At 73.3% G+C, this 20,162-nt stretch carries 19 protein-coding genes; 10 read left to right on the top strand and 9 right to left on the bottom strand.

What is annotated here, in order from left to right; all coding sequences use genetic code 11:
- Positions 1-12: 12 nt before the first annotated feature.
- The gene (locus AC069X_RS22630; RefSeq protein ID WP_478730785.1) at positions 13-1,305 is read left to right on the top strand and encodes a phytase; all 1,293 of its coding nucleotides are present in this window, start codon (positions 13-15) and stop codon (positions 1,303-1,305) included.
- Between the two features lie 91 nt (positions 1,306-1,396).
- Here AC069X_RS22630 and AC069X_RS22635 read toward each other — a convergent pair whose 3' ends face one another.
- The 3 genes from AC069X_RS22635 to AC069X_RS22645 all read right to left on the bottom strand — a co-directional run bounded on the left by AC069X_RS22635 (position 1,397) and on the right by AC069X_RS22645 (position 3,373).
- Positions 1,397-1,663 (bottom strand): hypothetical protein, encoded by a 267-nt coding sequence (locus tag AC069X_RS22635; RefSeq protein WP_478730724.1) that lies wholly within the window; start codon positions 1,661-1,663, stop codon positions 1,397-1,399.
- Complete coding sequence (locus tag AC069X_RS22640) at positions 1,660-2,532, bottom strand: isocitrate lyase/PEP mutase family protein (protein WP_478730726.1); 873 nt, start codon at positions 2,530-2,532, stop codon at positions 1,660-1,662. The genes AC069X_RS22635 and AC069X_RS22640 overlap by 4 nt, the downstream gene beginning before the upstream one ends.
- 172 nt (positions 2,533-2,704) lie before the next feature.
- Positions 2,705-3,373 carry a TetR/AcrR family transcriptional regulator gene (locus tag AC069X_RS22645; protein ID WP_478730728.1) on the bottom strand — a complete coding sequence of 223 codons (669 nt, stop codon included), beginning with the start codon at positions 3,371-3,373 and terminating at the stop codon, positions 2,705-2,707.
- Positions 3,374-3,476: 103 nt separating this feature from the next.
- On the opposite strand from AC069X_RS22645, the gene AC069X_RS22650 reads away from it, so the two are divergent.
- A complete protein-coding gene (locus tag AC069X_RS22650) occupies positions 3,477-4,424 on the top strand; it encodes an NAD(P)-dependent alcohol dehydrogenase (RefSeq protein ID WP_478730729.1) in 948 nt (315 codons plus the stop codon).
- Between the two features lie 66 nt (positions 4,425-4,490).
- Here AC069X_RS22650 and AC069X_RS22655 read toward each other — a convergent pair whose 3' ends face one another.
- On the bottom strand, positions 4,491-5,174 hold the full coding sequence (locus tag AC069X_RS22655; RefSeq protein WP_478730730.1) for an NAD(P)H oxidoreductase: 684 nt from the start codon (positions 5,172-5,174) through the stop codon (positions 4,491-4,493).
- Positions 5,175-5,297: 123 nt separating this feature from the next.
- Between AC069X_RS22655 and AC069X_RS22660 the strand changes: the two genes are divergently transcribed.
- The 6 genes from AC069X_RS22660 (at position 5,298) to AC069X_RS22685 (ending at position 13,956) form a co-directional block, all read left to right on the top strand.
- Entirely contained in the window at positions 5,298-6,227 is a 930-nt protein-coding gene (locus tag AC069X_RS22660) for an AraC family transcriptional regulator (protein WP_478730732.1), read from the top strand.
- A 314-nt stretch (positions 6,228-6,541) separates the two neighbouring features.
- Positions 6,542-7,804: a phenylacetate--CoA ligase family protein gene (locus tag AC069X_RS22665; protein ID WP_478730734.1), complete on the top strand. Its 1,263-nt coding sequence runs from the start codon at positions 6,542-6,544 to the stop codon at positions 7,802-7,804.
- Entirely contained in the window at positions 7,801-9,099 is a 1,299-nt protein-coding gene (locus AC069X_RS22670) for an MFS transporter (RefSeq protein WP_478730736.1), read from the top strand. The genes AC069X_RS22665 and AC069X_RS22670 overlap by 4 nt, the downstream gene beginning before the upstream one ends.
- Positions 9,096-10,256 carry a GNAT family N-acetyltransferase gene (locus AC069X_RS22675; protein ID WP_478730738.1) on the top strand — a complete coding sequence of 387 codons (1,161 nt, stop codon included), beginning with the start codon at positions 9,096-9,098 and terminating at the stop codon, positions 10,254-10,256. The genes AC069X_RS22670 and AC069X_RS22675 overlap by 4 nt, the downstream gene beginning before the upstream one ends.
- Positions 10,253-11,401: a LuxE/PaaK family acyltransferase gene (locus tag AC069X_RS22680; RefSeq protein WP_478730740.1), complete on the top strand. Its 1,149-nt coding sequence runs from the start codon at positions 10,253-10,255 to the stop codon at positions 11,399-11,401. Before AC069X_RS22675 ends, AC069X_RS22680 begins: the two co-directional genes overlap by 4 nt.
- The gene (locus tag AC069X_RS22685; protein ID WP_478730742.1) at positions 11,398-13,956 is read left to right on the top strand and encodes an acyl-CoA reductase; all 2,559 of its coding nucleotides are present in this window, start codon (positions 11,398-11,400) and stop codon (positions 13,954-13,956) included. Before AC069X_RS22680 ends, AC069X_RS22685 begins: the two co-directional genes overlap by 4 nt.
- 67 nt (positions 13,957-14,023) lie before the next feature.
- Here AC069X_RS22685 and AC069X_RS22690 read toward each other — a convergent pair whose 3' ends face one another.
- Positions 14,024-15,007: an aldo/keto reductase gene (locus AC069X_RS22690; RefSeq protein ID WP_478730744.1), complete on the bottom strand. Its 984-nt coding sequence runs from the start codon at positions 15,005-15,007 to the stop codon at positions 14,024-14,026.
- Between the two features lie 111 nt (positions 15,008-15,118).
- Between AC069X_RS22690 and AC069X_RS22695 the strand changes: the two genes are divergently transcribed.
- Complete coding sequence (locus tag AC069X_RS22695; RefSeq protein WP_478730746.1) at positions 15,119-15,688, top strand: TetR/AcrR family transcriptional regulator; 570 nt, start codon at positions 15,119-15,121, stop codon at positions 15,686-15,688.
- Between the two features lie 103 nt (positions 15,689-15,791).
- Here AC069X_RS22695 and AC069X_RS22700 read toward each other — a convergent pair whose 3' ends face one another.
- The 3 genes from AC069X_RS22700 to AC069X_RS22710 all read right to left on the bottom strand — a co-directional run bounded on the left by AC069X_RS22700 (position 15,792) and on the right by AC069X_RS22710 (position 18,544).
- The gene (locus AC069X_RS22700; RefSeq protein ID WP_478730748.1) at positions 15,792-16,277 is read right to left on the bottom strand and encodes a DedA family protein; all 486 of its coding nucleotides are present in this window, start codon (positions 16,275-16,277) and stop codon (positions 15,792-15,794) included.
- 273 nt (positions 16,278-16,550) lie between these two features.
- Positions 16,551-18,101, bottom strand: coding sequence for an NCS1 family nucleobase:cation symporter-1 (locus tag AC069X_RS22705; protein ID WP_478730750.1), 1,551 nt, complete (start codon positions 18,099-18,101; stop codon positions 16,551-16,553).
- 230 nt (positions 18,102-18,331) lie between these two features.
- Entirely contained in the window at positions 18,332-18,544 is a 213-nt protein-coding gene (locus AC069X_RS22710) for a hypothetical protein (RefSeq protein ID WP_478730752.1), read from the bottom strand.
- Between the two features lie 118 nt (positions 18,545-18,662).
- On the opposite strand from AC069X_RS22710, the gene AC069X_RS22715 reads away from it, so the two are divergent.
- On the top strand, positions 18,663-19,097 hold the full coding sequence (locus AC069X_RS22715) for a VOC family protein (RefSeq protein WP_478730754.1): 435 nt from the start codon (positions 18,663-18,665) through the stop codon (positions 19,095-19,097).
- Between the two features lie 91 nt (positions 19,098-19,188).
- Here AC069X_RS22715 and AC069X_RS22720 read toward each other — a convergent pair whose 3' ends face one another.
- Positions 19,189-20,115 carry a LysR family transcriptional regulator gene (locus AC069X_RS22720; RefSeq protein ID WP_478730755.1) on the bottom strand — a complete coding sequence of 309 codons (927 nt, stop codon included), beginning with the start codon at positions 20,113-20,115 and terminating at the stop codon, positions 19,189-19,191.
- Positions 20,116-20,162 lie beyond the last annotated feature (47 nt).

Raw genomic sequence — 20,162 nt, forward strand, 5'->3', positions numbered from 1 at the left:
GCGTGAGGGGGGCTGACGACACGTCTACGTCTGGCGGCCCGCGCCTCCACCCTCGTGCTCTGCACGGCCCTCGCCGCCTCCCTCGCCCTCCCGGCGCAGGCCGCGTCGATCGGCAGCGTCCGGCCGAAGGCCGAGACCGCGCCGCTGTACGACGACGAGGCCGGCGGCGACGCCAACGCGGACGACCCGGCGATCTGGCGCAACACGGCCGACCCCGGCCGCAGCCTGGTCGTCGCCACCGCCAAGCAGGGCGGCCTGCGGGTGTACGACCTGGACGCGCGGCAGGTGCAGTCGATCCCCGCCCCGGGCGGGCCGGGCGCCGACGACGCCCCGGGCCGCTTCAACAACGTCGACCTGGTCCACGGCCTGCGCCTGGCCGGCGGCCCCGCCGACGTCGCGGTCGTCAGCGACCGCGGCAACGACCGGCTGCGGATCTACCGGATCGACCGGGACCGGCCCGGCGGCCCGCTCACCGACGTCACCGAGCCCGGCGCGCGCCCGGTCTTCTCCGCCGACCAGGCCGAGATCAACGGGCAGAAGACCGCCTACGGCCTGGCCACCTGGACCGACCGCAAGACCGGCCGCTCCTACGCCCTGGTCAGCCAGCGCAACCGCACCCGGATCGCCCTGCTCGAACTGCTCCCCACCCCGGCCGGCACGGTCGGCTACCGCCAGGTGCGCACGATCGACCTGCCGTCCTCCTTCCGCCTGCCGAACGGCACCGCCTGGACGCCCTGCGCCGAGCCGGGCGAGCTGCCGCAGGTCGAGGGCATGGTCGTCGACCCCGCGGACGGCACCCTGTACGCGGGGCAGGAGGACGTCGGCATCTGGCGCATCGACGCGGGCCTCACCGGCACGCCGAAGCTGATCGACAAGGTCCGCGAGTACGGCGTCCCCGCCGCCTACGACCCGGGGACCGAGGAGTGCACGCCGGGCACCGACCCCGGCTACGGCGGCAAGCGCCTGACGGCCGACGTCGAGGGCCTCACCCTGGTCACCGAGCCGGACGGGGACGGCTACCTGCTCGCCTCCAGCCAGGGCGACGACACCTTCGTCGCCTACGACCGCGAACGCGACGACCACCACGAGTTCGAAGGCGCCTTCCGCGTCGCCGCGGCCTCCTCCGCCCTCGACGGCTCCGAGGTCTGCGACGGAGCATCCGCCCTCAACGCACCGCTCGGCACACGCTACCCCCACGGCCTGCTGGTCGTCCAGGACGGCAAGGAGACCCCCGGCGACGGCGACCGCGAGGCCACCGGCTTCAAGTTCGTCGACCTGGGCGAGGTCCTCAAGGCCGTCGGCTGAGGCACCGCGGCGGGCGCACCGGTTCCCCACGGTGCGCCCGCCGTACCGCTTCCCCGGTCCGGCCCTCCCCCGCCGGCTCCGCGGGGCCCCTTCAGCCCCGGTCCGGCTCCCGGCCCTGACCGAGGCGTGCCGATTCGACGAGGGTGACGAGTGCGTCGACGGCGCTGCCCTCGTTGTCGCTGCCCGCGGTCCCGCTGCCGCTCTGGAGATTGGCCGTGCGGTCGACTTCGACCACGGAATCGGCGTGCGAGTTGTCGATGACGGTGATCAGGCTTCCGCTCGCGGCGGCCGGTGCCGCTCCGCTCCCGAGCACGGCGACCGCGAGACAGGCCGCGGCACGGATCCGCCCGCCGGTCACACGCTCACGCTCCCCCGCGCCCCGGGTACGGGGTGGTGGCGCGTGATGTTGTTGGCCAGCAGCCGGGTGGACTCCCCGACACCCACCTCGTCGTGTCCGTCCGCCGCGGGCAGCCGTCCGTCGGAGCGCCTCAGGTCGGCCAGGGCCGAGTCCATCGCCTTGTGCGCGGCGAAGAGGCAGGGCGTACTGTAGATCGCCACGTCGACGCCGAGGTCGGTCAGCTCGCCGAGGGACAGGCGGGGTGACTTGCCGCCGGCGATCTGGTTGAACAGCAGCGGCTTGCCGCCGACCGCCTCACGGATCCGTTCGATCCACTCCACGCTGCGGACCCCGTCGACCAGGACGACGTCGGCGTCCGTCGCCGCCAGCGCCTGCGCGCGCCGGATGATGTCGTCCTCCTCCGTCGCGTCGGTGCGTGCGACGACGACCAGGTCCTTGCGGGTCTGCAGGACCATGTCCAGCTTCTCCAGGTACTCCGCCAGTGGCAGTACCTGCTTGCCGTCGGCGTGACCGCACCGCCGGGGGCGCTTCTGGTCCTCGAGGATGACGCCGGAGGCGCCCATCCGTTCCAGGCCCTCCACGACGTGGCAGGCCACTTCGGGGTCGACGTAGCCGTCGTCGATGTCGACGAGGAGGTGGTGGCGGGGGAAGGCGCCGCGCAGCCGCTGGACGAAGGCCACCATGTCGGGCCAGGCGATGAATCCGATGTCGGGCAGGCCGTAGTACGAGGCGGCGAATCCGAATCCGGACACGAACATCCCGTCGTAGTGCTGGGCCGCCACGGAGGCCGAGTACATGTCGTACACGCCGATCAGCGGTGTGGTGCCCGGCTTCGCGATCTGTTCCCGCAGCTTGTTCCCGTAGGTCATCGTCGGCTCCTCCGAAGGGCGCATCGGCACAGGGAAGGGAAGGAGCCGCAACGACGCCGCGGCTCTTTACCCAAAGCAGATACTTCCTTGGCGGAGTCCATAGGCTTTGCTTGCGATTGCTTTACTCACCCGAACGGCGCAGCCCGTTCACCACAGAAACGTCACTGATGGGTCAGCCGGCCGCCCCGTGATGCGCCAGGCGCGCTTCGAGGCTGTCGAGGATGAGGCCGAGGCCGTACGCGAACTCGTCGGCGTAGGCGTAGTCGCGGTGCACGACCTGCTCGGTGATCAGCTCGACCAGGTGCGGGTAGGCGTCGGGCGACAGCCGGTCCTGGATCTCGGCGACGAACTGCTCGGCTCCGGCGTCCGCATGGGCGTCGAAGGGCAGGCTGAGCTCGGTCAGCACGAAGCCGTGGACGTAGGCGTCGATCGCGGAGAAGGCGTGTGCCGCCAGTGCCACCGGGAAGCCGCCGTGGCGCAGGCAGCCGAGCACGGTGTCGTGGTGCCGGAGCAGGGCCGGCCCCGGGGAGCGGCGGGATTCGACGAGGCCGAGGGCCCAGGGGTGTCGGGCCAGGGCCGCGCGGGCCGACCCGGCGCGGTTGGCCATCGCCCGCCGCCACGGCTCCCCGGGACCGGGCAGCTCGATCCGGGTGAAGATCCAGTCCGCGAGGGCGTCGAGCAGCTCCTCCTTGCCCGCGAGGTGGTGGTACAGCGACATCGCCTCGACGCCCAGTTCCCTGCCGACGTTGCGCATGCTCACCTGGGCGAGGCCGCCGCGGTCGGCGACCCGTACCGCGGCGTCGACGATGCGGTCGCGGGTGAGTGCGGGACGCCGGGACATGAAGGCACCTCTCGGATCGGGGACTTGCCGCCTTGCAAGGGCTTGCCGCCTTACATCCGTAAGGCTAGCGTGAGACGCAGACTTACACATGTAAGGAGGGGGCATGAAGGCAGCGGTCGTCGACCGGTACGGCGCGCCCGACGTCGTGCGCATCGGCGAGGTCCCGCGGCCCGTGCCGCGCGCGGACGAGGCACTGGTGCGCGTCAGGGCGGTGGCGGTCACCTCGGCCGACGCCCGCATCCGCGGGGCCCGGTTCCCCTCCGGCTTCGGGCCGTTCGCCCGGCTGGCGTTCGGCGTCCTGCGTCCCCGGCGGCCGGTCCTGGGCAGCGCCTTCTCCGGGGAGGTCACGGCCGTCGGCGCCCGGGTGCGTGACATGGCCCCGGGTGACGAGGTGTGCGGCATGACGGGCGTGCGCATGGGCGCGCATGCCGAGTACGTCGCGGTGCCGGTGAGGAAGCTCGCGCGGAAGCCGGCCGCGGTGAGCCACGAGGACGCGGCGGGGGTGCTGTTCGGGGGCTCGACGGCGCTGTTCTTCCTCCGGGACAAGGCGTCGGTGGGCCCCGGCGCGTCGGTCTGCGTCAACGGCGCTTCGGGCGCGATCGGCACGAACGCGGTCCAGCTGGCGAAGCACTTCGGCGCGACCGTCACCGGTGTGACCAGCACGGCCAACGCCGGCCTGGTGACCGGGCTGGGGGCGGCCCGGGTGATCGACTACACCCGGGAGGACCTGGCCGCCACCGCCGACCGGTTCGACGTGGTGCTGGACACCGTCGGCAACCTCTCGATCGCGTCCGGGCGGCGCCTGCTGAGCCCCGAGGGGGTGCTGCTGCTGGCCGTCGCGGACCTGGGTGACACGGTCCGCGCCCGGGGCGACGTCGTCGCGGGCCCGGCACCCGAGCGCGTGGCGGACTTCGAGTTCCTCCTGGGCCTGGCCGCCGACGGTGCGCTCACCGTCGTGATCGACCGGGTCTTCGGCCTGGCGGACATCGCCGAGGCGTACCGCCGCGTCGACAGCGGGCGCAAGACCGGCAACATCGTCGTCCGTCCGTAGTCACCGGGGCGACGACGCCGCCGTCCGGCAGCTGCCGCGGACGGCGGGTCGTCGCGTCACATGCGGTCAGGCCGTGACGAGTTCCTCGGCGGCGAACCGCTCCACGAACTCCCGGGCGCGCCGGTCGAGATCGGCGTACTGGGCCTCCCGCTCGGCGCCCGCGACCGCTTCGCCGATCAGCAGGTTGCCCTCGGCGTCGACGCGCTGCGGACGCTCCTCCGCGTCCGTGAGGAGGGCGACGGTGGAACGCGAGAAGCCGCAGTAGTCGGCGATGCCTTCGCTCAGGTTGGTTTCGAGTACGGCCTGCATCCCCTGCACGACGTCGTCCTCGGCCGCCGCTCCGGCCAGGCCCAGCCACAGGATGCGCTTGCCCGCGAGGCGGGGCTTGCTGCGGCCGTAGGCGAAACCGTAGTTCCACACGCGGTCGATCCAGCCCTTGAGGATCGCGGGCACGCTCATCCAGTACACCGGGAAGACGGCGACGACGACGTCGGCGTCGAGGATGCGCCGCATGTGGGCGTGCACCTCGTCCGAATAGGACTTCTCCCGGTTGCCCCAGTCAGGCTGGTCCGCCACGTTCATCCGGGGGTCGAACCCCTCGGCGTGCAGGTCGAGCAGGTCGACGCGGTACCCGGCGGCCTCCAGCCGGGCGGCGGCACGGCGGGCCGTGTGGGCGGTGAGGGAGTCGGTGCGGTGGTGCGCGACGACCACGAGGGCTGTCCTGGCGTCGCTGCTGCCGTGCTGCGTCACTGTTTCTCCTGGCTGGTATCGGTTCGGTCGGGTGGGTTCGACGGATCAAGTACAGCCCGCGGCCGCGTAGATGATCCATGGGAGAAACGCTCCGGAACATAGGAGATCGTCTACGATTCCCGTGTGGATCCCCTGAGTTCGCTGCTGAGTGGCATCCGGGCCGAGGGCTCGGTCGTCAGCCACGCCGTACTGACGGCTCCCTGGACCGTCCGCTTCGCCGACGACGCACCGCTCACCATGATCAGCGTGCTGCGCGGCGGGGGCACGCTGCTGCTGCCCGACGGCACCGAGCGGGCGGTCGGGACGGGAGACACCGCCGTCGTGACCGGGTCCGCGCCGTTCCACCTCGCCGACCATGCCGGCACCCTCCGCAGCTCCCACGCCGCGTACGAGATCGCCTGCTTCACCGCCGACGCGGAATGCGGCGGCCGGGAACTCGGCGGCATCCGCTGGGGAGCCGACGCGGAGGAGGCCACCACCCTGATCGTGGGCGCCTACCGCGCCTCGGGCCACCGCCACCAGCGGCTCCTGCGGGCCCTGCCGCCCGTCCTGGTGATCCATGAGGACGCCGACGTCTGCGCCCTGCTGGAGACGGCCGCCATCGACGCCGCCCGGCTCTCGGCCGGTTCGCAGGCGCTGATGGACCGGCTCCTCGACTGGGCGCTGGTGTGCACGTTGCGCACCTGGTTCGACCAGGCCGGCGCCGACGCGCCCAGCTGGTACCGGGGGCTGGCCGACCCGGTCCTCGCACCCGCCCTGAAGGCCTTCCACGACCGGCCCGCGGATTCCTGGACCGTAGCGTCGCTGGCCGCCCGGTCCGGCGTCTCGCGGGCCCTGTTCGCCAGGCGTTTCACCCAGTTGATGGGCCGCCCGCCCCTCGCCTACCTCACCGAGTGCCGTATGGACGAGGCCGAGGCCCTGCTGACCGACACCGACCTCAGCATCGCCCAGATCGGAAGGTCGGTCGGCTACGCCGACGCCTTCGGCTTCAGTGCCGCGTTCAAACGCCACAGGGGCCTGAGCCCCAGCACGTTCCGCGCCGCGGCGGCCTGAACCCAGGCCTGAACCCCGTCCCGGGCCCCGGCCTGAGCCTCGGCCTGAGCGGGAGCCTGAGCCTGCACGAGAGCCTGCGCTGCAAATACTGACGGATGTGGCCGCACTGGCCGGAAATCCTTGCCCGGTTTGGTGAGAAGCGCACTGATGTTTCATCATCATGACTGCGCGTCAACTTTTGGCGTGCACCGAGGAGGCGGGGGCACCGGGGGGTCCCCCGCTCACACCGGCCGGGCCGGCAGGAGAGCGGACACCCGCTCCCACCGCGCCCCGCCGTGGCTCCGGTCCCGTTTCCGTCACCTAGGCAAAGGCCCATGTCCGCCCAGCAACTCTCGGACCTCATCCGGTTCGCGCGTCACAACTCGCCCTTCTACCAGGAGCTCTACGCGTCCCTGCCGCCGAACGCCGACCACCTCACCGACCTGCCGGTGGTCGACCAGCAGGCGTTCTGGGCAGCCAACACCCTGCACGACAGCCGCGTGCTGACCGGCCCGCTCAGCGAGGCCACGGTCTACAAGACCGGCGGCACCACCGGGTCCCCCAAGTTCTCCGTCTACACCCGTGACGAGTGGCGCACGTTCGTCACCGCCTTCGGTCAGGGACTCGTGGACACGGGGCTGCGTCCGGGACACCGCGTCGCCGACCTCTTCTACGCCGGGGAGCTGTACGCCAGCTTCCTCTTCGTCCTCGACTCGCTCGGCCACGCGCCCGTGGACAACGTCCGCCTGCCCATCGGCGGCGGCGCGCCCCTGGAGTCGACGATCCCGACGCTGCGCGAACTCGCCGCCCAGGTACTGGCCGGCACGCCGACCAGCCTGTGCCGGCTCGCCGAGCAGACCGTGTCGTCCGGTGTGCGGCTCGAGTCGGTCGAGTTGCTCCTGTTCGGCGGCGAGGCCCTCTTCGACGACCAGCGGCGGCTGCTGGCCACCGCGTTCCCGCACGCCGAGGCGCGTTCCATCGGCTACGCCAGCGTCGACGCGGGCCTGCTCGGCCGTCCTGTACCCGGCTCCGACGCCCGGGTGCACCGCGCCTTCACGCCGTACTCGATCGTCGAGATCCTCGACGACTCCACCGGCGAGCCGATCACCGAACCGGGCCGGCCCGGGCGGGTCGTCGTCACCAGCCTCTTCCGCCGCCTCATGCCGATCATCCGCTTCCCCGCGGGCGACCGCGCCGAGTGGACCGGCACCGGGCCCGGGCACTTCCGGATACTCGGCCGCGCCGAGGAGGGCGTACGGGTGGGCCCCGTCTCCCTCTACACCCAGGACGCCCAGTCCGCCGTGGCCGCGGCGGACACCGCGGGGCGCGTGGTCGGCATGCAGCTCGTGGTCCGCCGGTGGGACGGCCGCGACGGGCTCGTCCTGCGCCTGGCGACGGCCCCCGGTGACCCCGGCGGTGAGCGACTGGCCGAGGCCGTCGTCGCGGAGCTGGAGAGGGTCCGGCCGCTGTATCCGGAGAGCGTGAGCGCCGGATTCGTGCACCCGCTGTCCGTGGAGTGGGCGCGCCACCGCGATCTCGCCGTCAACCCGCGCTCGGGCAAGCTCGTCCGGGTCATCGACGAGAGGCCGACCGCATGACCGCCGCCCCACCCGTGGCCGGGGAGACCGGGACCCCGACCCGGGCCGACGCGCGACTGGCTCCGCTGGTCCTGCGCAACCGGGCCTTCGGCTCCGTCTGGCTCGGCCAGGTCCTCGCCCAGGGCGCCGTACGGATGTTCCAGGTCGGCGTGGCCTGGTGGATCGTCGCCTACGCCGTGCAGGACGCGCGGGGGCTCGCGTCCGGGCTGTTCATGGCGGCCTGCACCCTGCCCGCCGTGGCACTGGCGCCCGTGGTGGCCGCGGCCGTCGCCCGCTCCGCGCACCGTTCGGTGCTGCGGAACGCCGCCGCCCTGGCCGGGGGCGTCTCGGGCGTCCTCGCGCTGTGGGCGTACGGCGGCGGACCGCCGCTCGCCACCGTGTACGCCGCCGGCCTGGCCCTGGCGACCTGTCAGGCGTTCTTCGACCCCTGCCTCACCACCTCGGTGCCCGAACTCGTCGACGACGCCGACATCGAGACCGCCACCGGCTTCGAGCTGTCCACCCAGTCCCTGGCGGGCCTCGGCGGCGCACTGCTCGGCGCCCTGACGGTCGACCGTGCCGGGGTGGCCGGACTGGCCGCCGGCTGCGCGGCCGCCTACCTCGGCGCCGCCCTCCTCGTCGCGAGCGCCCGCTTCCGCACCCTCGCGCAGGGTCCAGGGGCCGGGACGCCGCCCCTGGCCGCCGAGCGGCGCACGCTGCGCCGCATCCTCGGGGAACTCCCCTACGTGCGGCGGATCCTGGTCTGCTTCACCGCGGCGAACCTCTTCACCACCGCCGTGTTCGTCGTCATCCCGCTCTACACCCGCTCGGTCCTGGCGGGCGGGGGCGGCACGGTGGCCCTGCTGGAGGCCTCCCTGGGAACCGGCGCGCTCGTCGGCGCCTTCACCGGCGCCCGCGTGCCTGGACGCCCCACGGTCGCCGGTGCCTGGTGCCTGGGCCTGATGGCCCTCGCCCTCGCGCTGCCGGGTCTGGTCGCGCACCGGCTGGTGATCGCGGGCTGCCTGGCGGTGGCCGGCTGGTGTGCCGGGGCCGTCAGCGTCCGCTTCGTGGCCCTCTTCCAGCGGCTGGTGCCGCCGGCGGACAAGCCCGGCTTCTTCGCCGTGATGCAGGCCGTGCTGGGTGCCTCCCTGCCGGTGGCGTCCCTGGTGTTCGGCTTCGCCGGAGACCTCGTCTCACCCCGGACCCTGTGCCTGGTGCAGGGCGTCGGACTGGTCCCCGCGGCCTGCGCACTGGCCCTGCTGCGGTCCCCCGCGGCCGCGCCGGCCGCGGCGGAACCCGCCGGAGGTGAGCGGTGAACCCCGTCGTCACCCCCGTCGTCACCCCCGCCGCCTGCTCGGACATCGCCGAACTGCGCCAGCTCTACTACGCCGTCTACGGACCGCACTACCCCGTGGCCCTCGGCACCGACCCGGCCGAGATGGCCCGGCTGATCGAGGACCCGTACTCCCTGTGGCTCGTCGGCCGCTGCCCCGACACCGGGGCCCTGACCGGGTCCGCCGCCATCCACGGTGAGGCCGGAAGCCGCATCGGCCGGCTGGAGGGCATCGCCGTGCACCCCGGGCACCGCTCGGCGGGCCTCGCGGCCACCCTGACGGAGGCCCTGTGCGCGGGCATGCTGGACTCGGGGCGGCTGGACTCGGTCTACGCGACCGTGCGCACCGTGAGCGCCGGCCCGCAACGCGTCGTCGCACGCAACGGCTTCCGTCCGCTCGGCATCCTGCCCAACGCGGTGGATCTCCGCAGCCGCGAAAGCCTCGCACTCTACGCGCGTCACTCCGCGGGGGTGCTGGACCGCCGGATCCCCGTCACCGAAGTGCCCGCCCCGCTCCTGCCGTTGCTGCGCACAGCCGAGGCCGCGCTGGGCATCCGCTACCCCGGAGTGCGGGCCGCCGCCGGCCCCCTCCCGGCCCCGCCCGTGCCGCACGGCGCCGGCGACCGGCTGGAGATGATCGAGGCGCCGGCCTTCGTACGCCGCCGCTTCCGCGAGCGGTTCCCGAGCGCCGAGGGCTGGTTCTACCCGCTGCACACCCCGAACGTGCTGCTCACTCCCGAGGACGGCCGCTTCGAGGTCTACGCCTACCTCAACCGCGCCGGCGGGTACTGCTCCCTGCTGACCGCCCATCCCGACCCGGCCGCCGCGGCCGCGTGCCTCGAACCCGTCACCCGGGCCCTGGCCCGCGCGGGCGCGGGCTACGTCGAGGCCCTGGTGCCGCTCGCGCACCGGGAGGTCCTCTCGGCCTTCCTGTCCGAGGGGTTCGTCGCCGGGGCCGTCTACCCGGCGATGCGCGCGGACGGCGACGGCTTCCACGACTACGCCGTCCTGTCCCGCTCCGGCGAGCGCATCGACTTCCGCGGCGTCGCCGTCGAACCGCCCCTCCAGCCCTATCTGGACTGCTACGTGTCGGCCTGGACGTCGACGCACCTGCCCACATCATCCGAGGTTGCCCCATGAACCCCCATCTCGCGCCGGTCTCCGTACCCGACCCGGCCCTCCTGCCGCACGTACAACAGCTGTGCGACCTGACCGACCCGTACGCCCACGGTCCCGCGGAGGACGAGCTGTTCGCCGCCGCCATGGCGGAGACCAACGCCTGGCACGTCGAGCGCTCCTCCTTCTTCCGCTCGCTGTACGAGGCCACTCCCCCGGCGCCGCCGTACCGGACGCCGCTCGTCCACGCGAACTTCTTCAAGCGGCACGAGGTGCTCTCCGTCCCGCGCGAGGACGTCGAGCTGCACCTGACCTCCTCCGGCACCACCGGCCAGAAGTCGCAGATGTTCTTCGACCACTGGACCATCCGCTCGGCCCAGCGGATGGTCGCCCGGATCTTCGAGCGCAACGGCTGGATCACTCCCGGCCAGGAGGTCAACTACCTCCTGTACAGCTACGAGCCGGCCCCTTCGCTGAACCTGGGCACCGCCTTCACCGACAACTACCTGTGCGATTTCGCCCCGGCGCGCAGCGTCGAGTACGCGCTGCGCCACACCGGCGGGGACCACGAGTTCGACCCCTTCGGCTGCATCGCCGCGCTGCGCCGCTTCGAGCGGGAGGACGCCCCGGTCCGCATCCTCGGCTTCCCGGCCTTCCTCTTCTTCACCCTGGAGCGGATGCGGGCCATGGGGCTGCCCCCGCTGCGCCTGCCCGAGGGCTCCCTCGTCGTCCTCGGAGGCGGCTGGAAGGGGCACTCCGACCGGCGGATCGAGAAGGAGGAGCTGTACGCGCGCGTCACCGAGCAGCTCGGCATCCCGGGCGAGCGGATCCGGGACACCTTCGGCTCGGTGGAGCACTGCATCCCGTACATCGAGTGCGACCACCACCGGCTGCACGCCCCCGTGTGGTCCCGGGTGACGATCCGCTCCACGCGCACGCTCGAACCCCTGCCGTACGGGGAGCGCGGCTACCTGCACCTCGTGTCGCCCTACATCACCTCGGTGCCGGCGCAGAGCGTGGTCATGGGCGACCTCGCCTCCCTCCAGCCGGGCGACGCCTGCGGGTGCGAGCTGGAGACCCCCTGGTTCACCGTCCACGGCCGTGCCGGAGTGAGCCGCAACCGGAGCTGCGCGGTGGCCGCGGCGGAACTGATGAAGGGCATGGCGTGACCGTGACGGAGAGCATGACCGAGAACGCGTACGAGCAGCAGGGCGACGGCGGCGCGCACCACTACTGGCAGGGTGCCTTCATCGGCGACGAGGAGGCCGGGCGCCGGCTCGCCGGCCTGCCCGCCGCCGTCGAGGCCGCGCTGGCGACGGTGCTGGAGACCGAGACCGTGCTGGCGGCCTGCGACGCCCTCGCCACCGCCCTGTGCGACCCGGCCCACCCGGTGCGCGGCCGGCTCGCCGCGCACCTGCCCGAGGGGGAGGACCCGGCCGTCCTGGCCGAGCTGGGCGGCCTGCTGGGCCGCCGGGAGCTGACCCGCAAGCTGCGCCGGGAACTCGGCGGCGCGACCCCCGGACGGCTGGACCGCGCCGATCCGCGCGAGACGGTCTACGAGGCGTGGGCGCCCGTCGGCCTGGTCGCCCACATCGCTCCCGGCAACGCGGTGACGGTCGCACCGCTGAGCATCGTCGAGGGGCTGCTCGCCGGGAACGTCAACGTCCTGAAGACCAGCGGCGCCGACACCCTCTTCACCCAGCACCTGATGGCCGAGCTCGCGGCCCTCGATCCGGGCGGCGCGCTGGCCGCGCGGGTCGTCGTCCTGCGGTTCCCGTCCTCCCGGCAGGAGTGGCTGCGCCTGATGTGCGCACCCGCGGACGCCGTCGCCGTGTGGGGCGGGGAAGGTGCCGTGGAAGGGGTGGCGGCCCATGTGCCGGCCGGCTGCCGGCTGGTGGAGTGGGGCCACCGGATCTCCTTCGCGTACCTGACGGGAGACGCCTGGTCGGACGCCGGGACGCTCGACGCCCTCGCGGACGACGTGTGCCTGCACGAGCAGCAGGCGTGTTCCAGCCCCCAGGTGGTCTACCTCGACACCGAGGACGAGGAGGAGGTGTTCGCCTTCGCCGAGCGGTTCGCGGCGGTCCTCGCGGCCCGCCCGCCGGCCGCGGACGCCGCCGCGGCGGGCGGGCCGGACCCCGCCGAGGCCGCCGAGCTGACCACCACGGAGCTGGTGGCCCGGCTGGAGGAACACCTCGGCCTCACCCGGGTGTTCGCCGCGCCCGACGGCTCGTGGCGGGTGATGGCCGACACCCGGTCGCCGCTCACGGCCTCGCCGCTGCACCGCAGCGTGTGGGTCAAGCCGCTGCCCCGGAAGCGGCTGATCTCCACCCTGCGTCCGATGCGCCGCTACCTGCAGACGGCGGGCCTCGCGGGCAGCCCGTCCGACATCGCCGAGCTGTCGCGCACCGCCCTGGCCGCCGGCGTCACGCGCGTCACGCCGGTCGGCGCGATGCTGCGCAGCTACGCGGGCGAGCCGCACGACGGTGTGTACGCCCTGCAGCGCTACAGCCGCCGCGTCGCGGTCCAGGCCGACCCGGACCGGTTCGCCACCACCGCCTGCCTCGACGACCTGGTCCGGCCCGTCGTCCTGCCGCCGCCGGCGGGCCCGCTGCTGGGCAAGGAGGACGTGCAGGCTCCGGCGCGGGAGCTGGGCCGGGCCGACGCCGAGCTGTACTTCCGCAGCGGCGGCAGCACGGGCGCCCCCGCCCTGTCGGTGTTCAGCTACGACGACTACGACACCCAGATGCACGCCGCCGCCCGCGGCCTGCTCGCGGCGGGCTACGACCCGGTCGGGGACCGCACCGCCAACCTCTTCTACTGCGGCGGCATGTACGGCAGTTTCATCAGCTTCTTCTCCGTACTGGAACGGCTGGGCGGGGTGCAGCTGCCGCTGGCCGCCGGACCGGACCACCGGGCCACGGCCCGGGCCCTCGTCGAGCACCGGGCCGACACCCTCTTCGGCATGCCCTCCTACCTGTGGCAGCTGCTGCACGCGGAGGCGGACGCGCTGCGGGCGTACGGCGGGCTGCGGAAGGTCTTCTACGGCGGCGAGCACTTCACGGCGGAGCAGCAGCGCACGCTGAGGGAGGAGTTCGGCATCGAGACCGTCCGGTCGATCACCTACGGCAGCACCGACCTCGGCCCGCTGGGCTACCAGTGCGCGGAGAGCTCCGGTGGCGTCCACCACCTGCACGCCGACCTCCACACGATGGAGATCGTGGACGTGGACGAGGACCGGCCGGTGGCCCCGGGCGAGACGGGCCGGCTGGTCTTCACCACGCACGCCCGGCGCGGCCAGCGGCTGGGCCGGTACCTGATAGGCGACCTCGGCCGGGAGGTCCCGGGCCGCTGCCCCTGTGGCCGTCGGGCGCCCCGGTTCGAGCTGATGGGGCGCACCGGTGACGTGATGCGGGTGGCGACGTACTTCCTGAACCACCGCCGGTTCCTGGCCCTGGCCGAGGAACAGGGCGGCCACCGCGGCGAGCTGCAGATCCGGCTCGACGGCACGGACGCCCGCGAGCGGCTCACCGTACGGGTGGAACGGACGCCGGCGACGGACCCGGAGCGGCTGCGGGAGGTCCTGCTGTCCGGCTACCCGGAGCTCCGCTCGGCGGTGGCGGAGCGGCTGCTGGACCTGGCGGTCGAGGCGGTGGAGGGCGCGTCGCTGGACCGCAGCCCGACCAGCGGCAAGCTCCTGGCGGTGGTGGACGCCCGCCGCTAGGGCGTGTCGCGGTTGCGCCCTGCCGACGGCCCCGGTCCGACGACCGGGGCCGTCGGCGGACCGGGGGTCAGCCGTTCAGGGTGTGCATGTACTCCGGGGCGTAGCGGTCGCCGGAGGCGATGCCGCGCGGGGCCGCGGCTTCGATCGCCGCGACGTCCTCCTCGGTGAGGGTGACGGCGGTGGCGGCGACGTTCTCCTCCAGGTAGCGGCGCCGCTTCGTGCCCGGGATCGGCACCGCTCCGCTGCGCAGCACCCAAGCGAGGGCCAGCTGGGACGGGGTGACCCCCTTGGCCTGCGCGAGGGCCCGGACGGCGTCGACGACGGCGAGGTTGCGGGAGAAGTTCTCGCCCTGGAAGCGGGGGTCGGTGCGGCGGTAGTCGTCCGCGGCGAAGTCGTCCGGGCTGGTGATGGCGCCGGACAGGAAGCCGCGGCCGAGCGGGGAGTAGGCGACCAGGCCGATGCCGAGTTCGTCGAGGGCGGCGCCTGTGCCGTCGTCCTCCAGGCCCCGTTCGAAGAGGGAGTACTCGCTCTGCACGGCGGTCAGGGGGTGCACGGCGTGGGCGCGCCGGATGGTGGCCGCGGCGGCCTCGCTGATGCCGAGGTAGCGGACCTTGCCGGCGGCCACCAGCTCCGCCATGGCCCCGATGCTCTCCTCGACCGGCACGTCCGGGTCGACGCGGTGCAGGTAGTACAGGTCGATGTGGTCGGTGCCCAGGTGGCGCAGCGAGCGCTCGGCGGCGCGGTGGATGTACTCGCGGCGGCCGTTGAGGCCCCGGAAGGTGCCGTGGTCGTCGAACTCGATGCCGGTCTTGGTGGCGATGACCACCTGGTCGCGGCGGCCGGCGACGGCCTTGCCGACCAGCTGCTCGTTGAGGAAGGGGCCGTATCCCTCGGCGGTGTCGAGGAGGGTGACGCCGAGTTCCAGGGCGCGGTCGATGGCGGCGAGGGACTCCGTCTCGTCGGTGGCTCCGTAGAAGGCGCTCATGCCCATGCAGCCGAGGCCTTCGGCGCCGACCCGCAGACCCTGGGAGCCGAGTGCGCGCAGTTCCATGATGCTTCTCCTCTCCCCTCCACGGGGACGTAACTAACTGGTTATCTACACGATGCACGAGGCCTGCCCCGCATGTCAATAACCGGATAGTTACTTGCTAGCCTGGGGATCATGGCACGTGATTCCCAGGCGACGAAGGCCCGCATCCTCTCGGCGGCCTTCAGCGAGTTCGCCGCGTACGGCATCGCCGGCGCCCGGGTCGACCGCATCGCCGACGCGGCCGACGCGAACAAGCGGATGATCTACGCCTACTACGGCAACAAGGAGCAGCTGTTCGACCAGGTGCTCCTGCGGGCCGTCGAGCAGGGCACCGAGTCCGTTCCCTTCGACGCCCGGAACCTGCCCGGCTACGCGGGTGCCGTCTTCGACCACCTGACGGCCGACCCCCGGCTGATGCGGCTGGTGATGTGGAAGCGGCTGGAGCGCCCGGAGGCCACCCCCCTGGAGGCGGAGGCGTACGCGCGCAAGACGGCCGCACTAGTGGCCGCCCAGCGCGACGGGCTGGTGGATCCCGCGCACGACCCGGCCGACCTGCTCACCCTGATCCTCGGCCTGGCCCAGGCCTGGTACACCACGGCCGGCGGCGACGTGGCCGCCGAAGCGCACCACGCGCGTCACCGCGCGGCCGTCGTCGACGCCGTGGCCCGGCTGGCCGAGGTCCGCGACCGTCCTGCACCGTAGGGCCTGTCGACGCAGGCGGTGTCGTCCGGCCGCGGCCTTCACGCCGCGCCGCGGCCCCGGGCCGGGCGGGCCGGGCGGGCCGGGCGGGCCGGGCGGGCCGGGCTCAGGATTCCCGGTCGGCCGCGGGGGCCGCGGCCGGCGGGGCGGCCTTCCTCCTGCGGTAGAGCACCACCCCGCACGCCACGAGGAGGAGGACGGCCACGGCGGACACCCCGAGGGCCGTCCGCTCGGCGAAGAGCCTTCCCAGTACTTCCAGGATGCCGAGCCCCGCGGTCGCGTAGATCAGCGCCCAGGCCGCTCCGCCCAGGAACAGGGCGGGGAGGTAGCGCGTCAGCGGCATGCGCATGCTGCCGGCGAGGAAGTTGGCGGCGGTCTGAAAGCCGACGGTGAGGAAGGAGACGGCCACCACCGGCGCGCCCCAGCGCTGGATCGCCCGCTCGGCGCGCTGGAACTTCGCCGAGGAGACCCGCTCGGAGAACCGGCTGCGCCGGGCACCGGCGCCGGCGAGCCACCCGACGGCGAACGTCCCTCCGGCGCGGAGCAGGACGATGGCGTACAGGGCTCCGGCCGTGACGATGATCTTATCCACGGCGCCTCTTCCCGAACTCCGGGCCGGTTGCCAGGGCACCCGTGATCCTCATCGGCGCCCCGCCCCGGCGGGCGTACGACGTGCACAAGCCCGGTCACCGTCTCTCACCTGTGCCCTGCCCCTGCCCGTTCCGTCCCGTGGGTTGCCGCCTGCGGCACCGTAACCCGGACCTGCGAACCCGCACTCCAGGCAAGGTCAGCCTAACCGAACTCGCATACGGGGGTACAGGGCCGGGGCCGGGCCCGCTCAGCGGACCACGGACCCGTGACGCCGTCAGGCCGGTCCGCCGTGCGCGCGGTCGGCTCCCGGTGAGCCGGGGCGCGCTCCGGGCGTCCGGATCATGAGGGCGGTGTAGAGCAGCAGGGACGCGGCCAGGCCCACGGCCCAGCCGTAGTCGGCGAGGGGTTTCAGCAAGGGGATCAGGCCGTCCTCGGGGAACGGGCCCTTGCCGGGGGCCGAATGGGAGCCGCCGACGGCGAGTACCCCGCCCACCGCGAAGGCCGCCAGTGCCCGGAGGTTCCAGCCGCCCGTGTACCAGTACGGCCCGCCTTCCCGGTAAAGGCCGGGCAGCGAGAGCCGGGTGCGGCGCACGATCCAGTAGTCCGCGATCAGGACGCCGGCGACCGTGCCGAGCAGGCCGCCGACCAGGCCCAGCCAGGTGAAGATGTACAGCTCGGGGGTGGAGGTCAGCTTCCACGGCATGATCAGCACCCCGACCACCCCGGTGATCAGCGCGCCCCGGCGGAAGTCGATCAGCCGGGGCGCGAGGTTGGCCAGGTCGTAGGCCGGGGAGACGACGTTGGCCGCGATGTTCACCGAGATCGTCGCGATCAGTACGGTGACCAGGCCGAACAGCAGCCCGAAGACGCTGTCGGTCTTGGCGACGAGCTCCACCGGGTCCCAGATCGGGGCGCCGTACACCGCCTCCGAGCCGGAGGTGACGAAGACCGACAGCAGCGCGAAGAGGGTCATCGTCGTCGGCAGCCCGAGGGTCTGGCCGACGATCTGGGAGCGCTGGCCGGCGCCGAAGCGGGTGAAGTCGGGGATGTTGAGCGAGAGGGTGGACCAGAAGGCGATCATCCCCATGAGCGAGGGGAAGAAGACCGGCCAGAAGTCCTCGCCCCAGCCGAGCCGGGACGGCTGGTCGAGCAGTTCGCCGAAGCCGCCCGCCTTCGTCCCGATCCACACCAGCAGCACCAGGGCGCCGACGATGACGAAGGGCGCCGCCCAGTTCTCGAAGCGCCGCAGGGCCTCCATCCCCCGGTAGATGATGGCGAGTTCGAGGGCCCAGAAGACGATGAAACACAGCCACAGCGTCCACGGCTCGCCGCCGATCTCGGCGGCCCCCGCCCATCCGCCGAAGATCTTGCCGAGCAGGACGAAGATCCCCGACCCGCCGATCCAGGTCTGGATCCCGAACCAGCAGCAGGCCACGGCCGCCCGGATGAGCGCGGCCATGTTGGCTCCGCGCACCCCGAACGAGGCCCGGGCCAGCACCGGGAACGGGATCCCGTACTTGGGGCCGGCGTGGCCGGTGAGGAGCATCGGCACGAGCACGATGAGATTGGCCAGGGCGATGGTGAAGACGGCCTGCTTCCAGTCCATCCCCAGCGCCACCAGCCCGGAGGCGAGCAGCCAGGAGGGGATGTTGTGTGCCATGCCGACCCACAGGGCCGTGAAGTTGTACGTGGTCCAGCGCCGGGCCCCGACCGGGACGGGCAGGAGGTCGGGGTTGGCGAAACGGCCGTCGGAGGGGACTTCGCCGGGAGCGAGCTCGACGCGGTCCCCGGTATCCGCGGGATCCGCCGCCGGGTGGTCGGACATGTGCGCACGCCCCTTCGGGTCGGGTGGGCGGTCTCGGCCGGGACCGGACACCGGCCCGCGGCTCCGCTGTGCGGGAGCCACTCCATGGTGGCGTCCCGGGCCGCTCCGGAGCGAGAGGGACACCGCCTCCTTCTGCCCGCGTGAGCGGCTCGACCCGCTCCTGTGCCTGCCGGAGGCGGCGGTGCGCCACACGGAGCAGTGGGGCGAGACCGAACGGCGGGCCGGAGGAGTCAGGCCGTCCGAAGGGCTCGCTCACGGCCCTCGCCTCGGAGCACGCGGTCCGGCCTGAGCCGCGTCAGGCCGGTCGCGTACCCTAACGCCTTCGCCTCCGGCGCGGGCAGGCCTTCGTCCGCGGCGATCAGGGCGGTGAACCGGTCCCACGCCTTCGGCCGGGAAGCGAAGCCGTGCACGAACACCACGCAGAGGCCGTCCGCTTCCCCCATCGGCCCTCCTCGCCTTCCTGCCCCGCACCGCCGCGGGTTCAGCCGCCCGGGTTCCGGCACGCCGGGCAGGGGAACCTACCCACGGGGCCGGTTCCGCGAACGGGCGTACCGTGGTCACATGGAGCAGCGCATCACCCTGGTCACCCTGGGAGTTTCCGATCTCCCCCGTGCCAAGGCCTTCTACCTCGCCCTGGGCTGGCGGGGGCAGGAAGTCGAGGAGACCGTCTTCTTCCAGGCGGGCGGCCTGGGGCTCGTCCTGTGGGACCGCGGCAGACTGGCGGCGGAGTGCGGGGTGGAGGCGGGTCCGGCGGGCGGGTTCGGCGGGATCGTCCTGTCGCACAACGTGCGTTCCGATGCCGAGGTGGACGCCCTGCTCGCGGCGGCGGAACGGGCCGGCGGGACGGTCACCCGGCCGGCGGCCGTGAACGCCGTCGGGTTCTACTCCAGCGCCTTCGCCGATCCCGACGGCCACCTGTGGGAGGTCGCGCACAATCCCGGGTTCCCCTTCAACGAGGACGGCTCGATCACCCTTCCGGACTTCGGCGGCCGGTAGGGCTCGCGGCGGAGGGTCGACCGGTCGACACCCCGGCTCCGGCCGGGCTGGGTGGGCGTTCTCCGCCGCGCGGTACGGGCGGCGGGTTCCGTCATGGGGCGCCGGCGGCGGGGCCGGGCGTACCGGCGGCCGGTGGGGCCAGGACGGCTGCCGCGAGGTGTTCGCGGAACCAGCGGTGGCCCGGATCGGCCGAGTTGCGGGGGTGCCAGGCCATGCCGAGGTCCAGGGGTTCGAGGTCGAGGGGGACGGGGAAGGTCCGCAGGCCCATGGCCGCGACGGTGCCGGGGAGCCAGCCGTCCAGGCTGAGGGCGACGAGATCGGTGTCCCGGGCGAGCATCATCGCGCTCGTGTGGCTCGGTACTACGACGGCGGTCCGGCGGTGCAGCCCGAGTTCGGCGAGCGCGCGGTCGATGGGGCCGTGGCGCTTGCCGAGCCGGGAGATGCCGATGTGGTCGGCCGCGGCGAACCGGCGGGCGTCGATCCGTCCTCCGAACAGCGGATGGCCGCTGCGGGCGATGCCGACCAGCGGCATCCTGGTGAGCTGCCTGGTGCGGATCTCGGGGTCGAGGTGGGCCAGGACGCCCAGTTCCACGTCCACCCGGCCCTGGCGCAGCCCGGGGCCGCCCTCCACCGCCTCCGGCAGGAACACCACGTCCACGTGCGGGGCTTCGGCGTGGATCCGTTCGGTCAGGCTCCCGGCGAGTCCGGCCAGGAGCAGGTCGGCGGCTTGCACGGTGAAGGTGCGCTGGAGGTGTACGGCGTCGAAACCGGCTCCGGGCCTGAGCACGTTCTCGCAGCCGCGCAGCAACGCGCCCACCTCCTCGCGCAGTTCCACGGCGCGCGGGGTGGGGACCAGCCCCTGCCCGGCCCGGACGAGCAGGGGGTCGCCGACGGCGCGGCGGAGCCGGGCCAGGGTGCGGCTGACCGCGGCGGGTGAGGATCCGAGGCGTTCCGCGGCACGGGTCACGCTGTTCTCCTGGAGCAGGGCGTCCAGGACGCGCAACAGGTTGAGATCCACCGGTTCCTCGCTCCCGAGCTGCGCTTTTGCGTTTTCGGCAATGATGG

Source organism: Streptomyces sp. NPDC043896, assembly GCF_056435605.1.

What these genes read in the sequence shown, in the direction of transcription:
- AC069X_RS22640 (WP_478730726.1), bottom strand. Translation starts at nt 2,532, where the DNA reads ATGACCTACGGGAACAAGCTGCGGGAACAGATCGCGAAGCCGGGCACC.
- AC069X_RS22645 (WP_478730728.1), bottom strand. Translation starts at nt 3,373, where the DNA reads ATGTCCCGGCGTCCCGCACTCACCCGCGACCGCATCGTCGACGCCGCG.
- AC069X_RS22650 (WP_478730729.1), top strand. Translation starts at nt 3,477, where the DNA reads ATGAAGGCAGCGGTCGTCGACCGGTACGGCGCGCCCGACGTCGTGCGC.
- AC069X_RS22665 (WP_478730734.1), top strand. Translation starts at nt 6,542, where the DNA reads ATGTCCGCCCAGCAACTCTCGGACCTCATCCGGTTCGCGCGTCACAAC.
- AC069X_RS22670 (WP_478730736.1), top strand. Translation starts at nt 7,801, where the DNA reads ATGACCGCCGCCCCACCCGTGGCCGGGGAGACCGGGACCCCGACCCGG.
- AC069X_RS22680 (WP_478730740.1), top strand. Translation starts at nt 10,253, where the DNA reads ATGAACCCCCATCTCGCGCCGGTCTCCGTACCCGACCCGGCCCTCCTG.
- AC069X_RS22690 (WP_478730744.1), bottom strand. Translation starts at nt 15,007, where the DNA reads ATGGAACTGCGCGCACTCGGCTCCCAGGGTCTGCGGGTCGGCGCCGAA.
- AC069X_RS22695 (WP_478730746.1), top strand. Translation starts at nt 15,119, where the DNA reads ATGGCACGTGATTCCCAGGCGACGAAGGCCCGCATCCTCTCGGCGGCC.
- AC069X_RS22705 (WP_478730750.1), bottom strand. Translation starts at nt 18,101, where the DNA reads ATGTCCGACCACCCGGCGGCGGATCCCGCGGATACCGGGGACCGCGTC.
- AC069X_RS22710 (WP_478730752.1), bottom strand. Translation starts at nt 18,544, where the DNA reads ATGGGGGAAGCGGACGGCCTCTGCGTGGTGTTCGTGCACGGCTTCGCT.
- AC069X_RS22715 (WP_478730754.1), top strand. Translation starts at nt 18,663, where the DNA reads ATGGAGCAGCGCATCACCCTGGTCACCCTGGGAGTTTCCGATCTCCCC.